General features: G+C 70.1%; 6 protein-coding genes. All 6 read left to right on the top strand.

Annotation, left to right across the window (positions count from 1 at the left end):
• Positions 1-1,730 (top strand): AMP-binding protein (locus B8460_RS17085; protein ID WP_307188642.1); only part of this gene is annotated, 1,730 nt, incomplete at its 5' end.
• Between the two features lie 68 nt (positions 1,731-1,798).
• On the top strand, positions 1,799-2,839 hold the full coding sequence (locus B8460_RS17080) for an MBL fold metallo-hydrolase (RefSeq protein WP_048862822.1): 1,041 nt from the start codon (positions 1,799-1,801) through the stop codon (positions 2,837-2,839).
• 1 nt (position 2,840) lies between these two features.
• Complete coding sequence (locus tag B8460_RS17075) at positions 2,841-4,007, top strand: acyl-CoA dehydrogenase family protein (RefSeq protein ID WP_048862821.1); 1,167 nt, start codon at positions 2,841-2,843, stop codon at positions 4,005-4,007.
• A 10-nt stretch (positions 4,008-4,017) separates the two neighbouring features.
• A complete protein-coding gene (locus B8460_RS17070) occupies positions 4,018-5,199 on the top strand; it encodes an acyl-CoA dehydrogenase family protein (protein WP_048862820.1) in 1,182 nt (393 codons plus the stop codon).
• Positions 5,200-5,267: 68 nt separating this feature from the next.
• A complete protein-coding gene (locus B8460_RS17065) occupies positions 5,268-6,815 on the top strand; it encodes an acyl-CoA synthetase (RefSeq protein ID WP_048862819.1) in 1,548 nt (515 codons plus the stop codon).
• A 19-nt stretch (positions 6,816-6,834) separates the two neighbouring features.
• Positions 6,835-7,257 (top strand): NTP transferase domain-containing protein (locus B8460_RS17060; RefSeq protein ID WP_052945282.1); only part of this gene is annotated, 423 nt, incomplete at its 3' end.

Genomic DNA, 7,257 nt, shown 5'->3' with positions numbered 1-7,257 from the left:
GTCGTGTTCCGCATGCTCGCCGCCGCCGCGCGCGACGAGCTGGTGAAGACATGACGACGTTCGCCGAGGCGCGGGCCTTCCTGCTCGCGCACCGCACCGACTATGCGGCGGCGCATGCGGGGTTTCGCTGGCCGGACGAGGCGCGGTTCAACTGGGCGCTCGACTGGTTCGACGCGGAGCTGGCGCGCGAGCACGCGGACGCGACGGCGCTGCTGATCACCGGCGAGGGCGCGGCGCGGCTGTCCTTCGCGGAGCTGTCGGCGCGGTCGAACCGGGTAGCGAACGGTCTGCGCGCGCTCGGCGTCGCGCGCGGTGACCGGGTGCTGCTGATGCTCCGCAACGTGGTGCCGCTGTGGGAGGTGATGCTGGCGGCGATGAAGCTCGGCGCCGTGGTGATCCCGGCGACGACCTTGCTGACGCCGTCCGACCTGGAGGACCGCGTCGCGCGCGGGCGGGTGCGGCATCTGGTGGCCGCCGCCGCGGACGCGGAGAGGTTCGCCGCCCTCGATCCGGCGGTGACGCGCATCGCGGTGGGCGGCACGGCCGCCGGGTGGCACGCCTATGACGCGCTGCACGACGCGGAGGCCGCGTTCACGCCGGACGGGCCGACCGATGCGACCGATCCGCTGCTGCTGTATTTCACGTCGGGCACGACGGCGAAGCCGAAGCTGGTGCTGCACAGCCACCGGTCGTATCCGGCGGGGCATCTGTCGACGATGTACTGGCTCGGCCTGCAACCGGGCGACCTGCATCTGAATGTCTCCTCGCCCGGCTGGGCGAAGCATGCGTGGAGCTGCTTCTTCGCGCCGTGGAACGCGGGGGCAGGGGTGTTCATCGCCAACCAGCCGCGATTCTCCGCGCCGGCGCTGCTCGATGCGATCACCGAACATGGCGTGACCACGCTGTGCGCGCCGCCGACGGTGTGGCGGATGCTGATCCAGCAGGATCTGCGCGCGTGGAAGACCAGGCTGCGCGAGGTATGCGCGGCGGGCGAGCCGCTGAACCCGGAGGTCATCGACCAAGTGCAGGCGGCATGGGGCATGACCATCCGCGACGGCTATGGCCAGACCGAGACGACGGCGCAGATCGGCAACCCGCCGGGGCAGGCGGTCAAACCGGGTTCGATGGGCCGGCCGCTGCCGGGCTACACGATCCGGCTGCTCGACGCCGAGGATCGCGAGGCGCGCGAGGGGGCGGTGTGCATCGCGCTCGATCCGCGTCCGGCGGGGCTGATGCAGGGCTATCAGCAGGATGACGGCACCGTGGCCCCGGTGAGCGGCACCGCCTATCACACCGGCGACGTGGCGAGCCGCGACGATGACGGGTACCTGACCTATGTCGGGCGGGCGGACGACATCTTCAAAGCCTCCGACTACCGCATCAGCCCGTTCGAGCTGGAGAGCGTGCTGATCGAGCATCCGGCGGTGGCGGAGGCGGCGGTGGTGCCGGCGCCCGATCCGGTGCGGCTGGCGATCGTCAAGGCTTATGTGTCGCTGGTGCCGGGCCACGCGCCGGACGCGGCGACCGCGCGCTCGATCTTCGCGCATGTGCGGGCGCGGCTCGCGCCGTACAAGCGCATCCGGCGGCTGGAGTTCGCGGAGCTGCCGAAGACGATCAGCGGCAAGATCCGCCGCGTCGAGCTGAAACGTGCCGAGGAGGCGCGCAGCGGGCGCGCCCCGGCCGAGTTCCGCGAGGAGGATTTCGCCGGGCCGGACGGGACGCAAGGCTGACGGCCGGCGCAGGGCTGACCGGCGGCGCGCTGATGGACGGGGCGGCGCGGGGCGCCTAACCTTCGCGCATGCCAGACGCCAGCGACACGTTGATCCATCCGCACGCCGCCCCGCCGGATTACGGCGAGGTGGTGGAGATCGTCCCGGGCATCCTGTGGACGCGCATCTCGCTGCCGTTCCGGCTCGATCACGTCAACATCTTCCTCATCGAGGACGGTGACGGGTGGACGATGATCGACACGGGCATCCAGTCGCGCACCGCGCAGGCGCTGTGGGAGCGGCTGTTCGCCGGCCCGCTCGCCGGGCTGCGCATCCGCCGCGTGCTGGTCACGCACTACCATCCCGACCATATCGGGCTCGCCGGCTGGATGGCGGAGCGGTGGGACGCGCCGCTGCTGACCAGCCTGACGACGTATCTGGAGAGCCGCAACCTGTCGTTGAGCCCCGGCGCGCTCGATTCGAAGGTGTACTGGGATTTCTATCGCCGCAACGGACTGGACGAGTCGACGACGGCGCTGCTGACGACGTCGGGGCATTTCTACCTCAAGATGGTCTCGCCGCTGCCGCCGACGTTCGAGCGGCTGGTGGCGGGCGACGTGCTGCATATCGGCGGGCGGCGGTTCGACGTGCTGATCGGCAACGGGCACGCGCCGGAGATGCTGATGCTGCATTGCGCGGACGAGCATCTGCTGCTGGCCGCCGATCAGGTGCTGGCGAAGATCTCGCCCAATGTCAGCGTGCATGCGGTCGATCCGAACGGCGATCCGCTCGGCCTGTTCCTGCGCACGCTGGCGACGATGGCGGCGACCCTGCCGGAGGATACCTATGTCCTGCCGGGGCATCAGCTGCCGTTCCGCGGGCTGCACGTGCGCATCGCGGAGCTGGCGGCGCATCACGAGGCGCGGTGCGCGCTGCTGATCGATGCCTGCCGCGCCGCGCCGCGGGCGCCGGCCGATCTGCTGCCGGTGATGTTCCACCGCAAGCTTGATCCGCATCAGATGGGCTTCGCCTTCAGCGAGATGCTGGCGCACGTGAATTATCTGCTGCGCACCGGGGCGCTGGCCTGGGCCGATCCGGTGGACGGCGTGCTGCGGGTGGAGGCGAGGTGACATGGATTTCGCGCTGAGCGACGAACAGGAAGCGGTGCGCGAGGCGATCGCGCGCATCTGCACGCGTTTCGACGACAAATACTGGCACGACCGCGACCAGACCGGCGGCTTTCCGCACGAGCTGCATCAGGCGATGGCCGAGGGCGGGTGGCTGGGCATCTGCATGCCGACCGATTACGGCGGCGCCGGCCTCGGCATCACCGAGGCGGCGATCATGATGCAGGCGATCGCCGAATCCGGCGCCGGCATGTCGGGCGCGTCGGCGATCCACATGAACATCTTCGGCCTCAATCCCGTCGTCGTGTTCGGCACCGAGGAACAGAAGGCGCGGATGCTGCCGCCGCTGATCGCGGGGCGGGAGAAGGCGTGCTTCGCGGTGACGGAGCCGAATACCGGCCTCGATACCACGCGGCTGCGCACGCGGGCGGAGCGTCGCGGCGACCGTTATGTCGTCAACGGGCAGAAGGTGTGGATCTCGACGGCGCAGGTGGCGGAGAAGATGCTGCTGCTGGCGCGCACCACGCCGCTCGATCAGGTGCGAAAGCGGACCGAGGGGCTGAGCCTGTTCTACACGACGATCGACCGCGCCCGCGTCGAGGCGCGCGAGATCCCGAAGATGGGCCGCAAGGCGGTCGACAGCAATCAGGTGTTCTTCGACAATTTCGAGGTGCCGGTCGAGGATCGCATCGGCGAGGAAGGCCGCGGGTTCGAATACATTCTGCATGGCATGAATCCCGAACGCATCCTGATCGCCGCCGAGGCGGTGGGGCTGGGGCGCGTGGCGCTGGCGCGCGCGACGCAGTACGCGAAGGAGCGCGTGGTGTTCGAGCGGCCGATCGGCCAGAACCAGGCGATCCAGCATCCGCTGGCGGAAGCCTGGATGCAGCTTGAGGCCGCGCAGCTGATGGTGATGAACGCCGCGTGGCGGTACGATCGCGGGCTGTCGTGCGGGGCGCAGGCGAACGCGTCGAAATACCTCGCGGCCGAGGCCGGGTTCTTTGCCTGTCAGCAGGCGGTGATGACGCATGGCGGCTTCGGCTATGCCAAGGAATACCATGTCGAGCGGTATCTGCGCGAGATCATGATCCCGCGCCTGACGCCGGTCAGCCCGCAGCTGATCCTGTGCTTCATCGCCGAGCGCGTGCTCGGCCTGCCGAAATCGTACTGAGGACGCGCTTATGACGACGCATGCCGGGGTGACGGAACGGGGACGCGACATCGCCGCGCGGGTGGAGCGCTTCGTGCGCGACGTGATCGTGCCGTACGAAAAGGACAAGCGGCGCGACAGCCACGGGCCGACCGACGCGATGGTGCAGGAGATGCGCGGCCTTGCGCGCGAGGCGGGGTTGCTGACGCCGCATATCCTGCCGGATGGCGGGCATCTGTCGCACCGCGACACGGCGATCATCCTGCGCGCCTCCGGCCTGTCGCCGTTGGGCCCGCTGGCGGTGAACACGGCCGCCCCCGACGAGGGCAACATGTTCCTGCTGGGCCGCGTCGCGAGCGCCGAGCAGAAGGCGCGGTTCCTCGCGCCGATGATCGCGGGCACCGCGCGCTCGGCGTTCTTCATGACGGAGCCGTCGGACGAGAACGGCGCCGGGTCCGATCCGTCGATGATGCTGACGACGGCGAAGCCCGACGGCAACCACTGGGTCGTCAACGGCCGCAAGACCTTCATCACCGGCGCGCAGGGTGCCAAGGTCGGCATCATCATGGCGAAGTCCGACGAGGGTGCGACCATGTTCCTCGTGGACCTGCCGATGGAGGGCATCCGCATCGAGCGGGTGCTGGACACCATCGACAGCTCGATGCCCGGCGGCCATTCGGTGATCGCGCTGGAGAACGTGCGCATCCCGGCCGATCAGATGCTTGGAAACGCCGGCGAGGGGTTTCGCTATGCACAGGTGCGCCTCGCGCCCGCGCGGCTGACGCATTGCATGCGCTGGCTGGGGGCGGCGACGCGCTGCCAGGAGATCGCGAGCGACTACGCGGTGCGCCGCCGCGCCTTCGGCAAGGCGCTGATCGACCACGAGGGCGTGGGCTTCATGTTGGCCGAGAACATGATCGACCTGCAGCAGAGCGCGCTGATCATCGACTGGTGCGCCGACGCGCTCGACCGCGGTGAGGCGGGGACGGTCGAGTCCTCGATGGCGAAGGTCGCGGTGTCGGAGGCGCTGTTCCGCGTCACCGACCGCTGCGTGCAGGTGATGGGCGGCACCGGGGTCAGCCGCGACACGATCGTCGAGCAGATCTTCCGCGAGGTCCGCGCCTTTCGCATCTATGACGGCCCGACCGAGGTGCACAAATGGTCGCTGGCCCGCAAGATCAAGCGCGACCGGACGCCGCGCGACCCGCACTGAGGTTGCCGGACGGCGGCCGCCCTTTCTAGTCTTGGCGCCAACAAGACCGCACAGGGAGAGCGTCCGCCATGAGCCATCCGTCGCTGCACGCGCGCACGATGCCGGACAAGCCGGCCTATGTCATGGCGGACACCGGCGAGGCGCTCAGCTTCGGCACGCTGGATGCGCGGTCGAACCAGGGGGCGCACCTGTTCCGCGCGCTTGGTCTCGCGGCGGGCGATCACATCGCGCTGCTGCTGGAGAACTCGCTCGTCTTCATGGAGATCGCCTGGGCGGCGCAGCGCAGCGGCATCTACTACACCGCCCTCAGCCGCTATCTGAAGGAGGACGAGATCACCTATATCGTGCGCGACTGCGGCGCGCGGGTGGTGATCACGTCGGCCGCCTGCGCGGCGCCGCTGCACAGTCTCGTCGGCGTGGCGGACGGGCCGCGGCTGTACATGGTCGGCACCACGGCGCCCGGCTACGAAAGCTGGGAGGCGGCGCGCGACGCGATGCCGGCGACGCCGATCCCCGACGAGGTCGCCGGGCGCGACATGCTGTATTCGTCGGGCACGACCGGACGGCCGAAGGGGGTCGCGCCCGCGCTGACGGGACAGGCGATCACCGAGCTGTCGCCGCTGATACGCCTGCTGTGCGTCGACATGTGCGGCATCGGGCCGGGCAGCGTCTATCTCTCGCCCGCGCCGCTGTATCACGCCGCACCGCTGCGGTTTTCGATGACGGTCGCGGCGCTGGGCGGCACCTGCGTCATCATGTCGAAGTTCGATGCGGAGACGTTCCTCCGCTACATCGAGCAGTATCGCGTGACGCAGACGCAGGTGGTGCCGACGATGTTCGTCCGCCTGCTCAAGCTGCCGGAGGAGGCGCGGCACCGCTACGACATCTCCTCGCTCAGCGGCGTGATCCATGCGGCCGCCCCGTGCCCGCCGGACGTGAAGGCGGCGATGATCGACTGGTGGGGGCCGATCCTGATCGAATACTACGCGGGGACGGAGGCGAACGGCGCCACGCTGATCACGTCGCGGGAATGGCTCGCGCATCGCGGCTCGGTCGGGCGCGCGATCGTGGGCGTGCTGAAGATCGTGGGCGAGGACGGCGAGGAGGTGCAGCCGGGCGAGACGGGGCTGGTGTATTTCGCCGACGGCCCGCGCTTCGTCTATCACAACGACCCGGCGAAGACGGCGGGCGCCTACAATGACCGCGGCTGGTCCACGCTCGGCGATGTCGGGCACGTGGACGAGGAGGGGTATCTGTACCTCACCGATCGCCGCGCCTACATGATCATCAGCGGCGGCGTGAACGTCTATCCGCAGGAGACCGAGGACGTGCTGATCGGCCATCCGGAGGTCGCGGACGTCGCCGTGTTCGGCGTGCCGGACGAGGAGATGGGCGAGGCGGTGAAGGCGGTGGTGCAACCCGCCGACACGGCGCGCGCGGGCCCGGCGCTGGAGGCGGCGCTGATCGCCTATGCGCGCGAGCGGCTGTCGGCGATCAAGTGCCCGCGCAGCATCGACTTCCTGCCCGAGCTGCCGCGCACGCCCACGGGCAAGCTGCTCAAGCGGCTGCTGCGCGACCAGTACTGGCCGAAGAAGACGGAGCGCGGCGCTGGCTGATCCGGGTCCGATCATCCTGGTGCTGGCCGGCGGGCGCGCGCTGCGGATGGGCGGGGGCGACAAGGCGCTGTGTCCCTTCGCGGGGGCGACGCTGCTCGACCGCGTGCTTGCGCGGATGGCGGGGCAGGGCGGGCCGGTGCTGCTGAATGCCAACGGCGATCCGGCGCGATTCGCGCGGTTCGGGCTGACGGTGGTGGCGGACACGGTGCCGGACCATCCCGGCCCGCTGGCCGGCCTGCTGGCGGGGATGGAATGGGCGGCGCGTCATGCGCCGGGGATCGCGGACGTGCTGAGCGTGCCGACCGACACGCCGTTCCTGCCGCCCGATCTCGCGCAACGGCTGGCGGCGGCGCGGGCGGCGGCGGGGGCGGAGGTGGCGATCACCGCCTCGGGCGGGCGGACGCATCCGGTCGTCGGCCTGTGGCCGGTGCGGCTGGCGGAT

Source organism: Acidisphaera rubrifaciens HS-AP3 (genome assembly GCF_000964365.1).
GTDB classification, from domain to species: Bacteria; Pseudomonadota; Alphaproteobacteria; order Acetobacterales; family Acetobacteraceae; genus Acidisphaera; species Acidisphaera rubrifaciens.
The sequence above is the reverse complement of the archived record's forward strand: the minus strand, read 5'-3'. Positions and strand labels throughout refer to the sequence as shown.

Excerpts from the sequence above, each read along its gene's own strand:
- B8460_RS17080 (WP_048862822.1), top strand. The coding sequence starts at position 1,799 with ATGCCAGACGCCAGCGACACGTTGATCCATCCGCACGCCGCCCCGCCG.
- B8460_RS17070 (WP_048862820.1), top strand. The coding sequence starts at position 4,018 with ATGACGACGCATGCCGGGGTGACGGAACGGGGACGCGACATCGCCGCG.
- B8460_RS17065 (WP_048862819.1), top strand. The coding sequence starts at position 5,268 with ATGAGCCATCCGTCGCTGCACGCGCGCACGATGCCGGACAAGCCGGCC.
- B8460_RS17075 (WP_048862821.1), top strand. The coding sequence starts at position 2,841 with ATGGATTTCGCGCTGAGCGACGAACAGGAAGCGGTGCGCGAGGCGATC.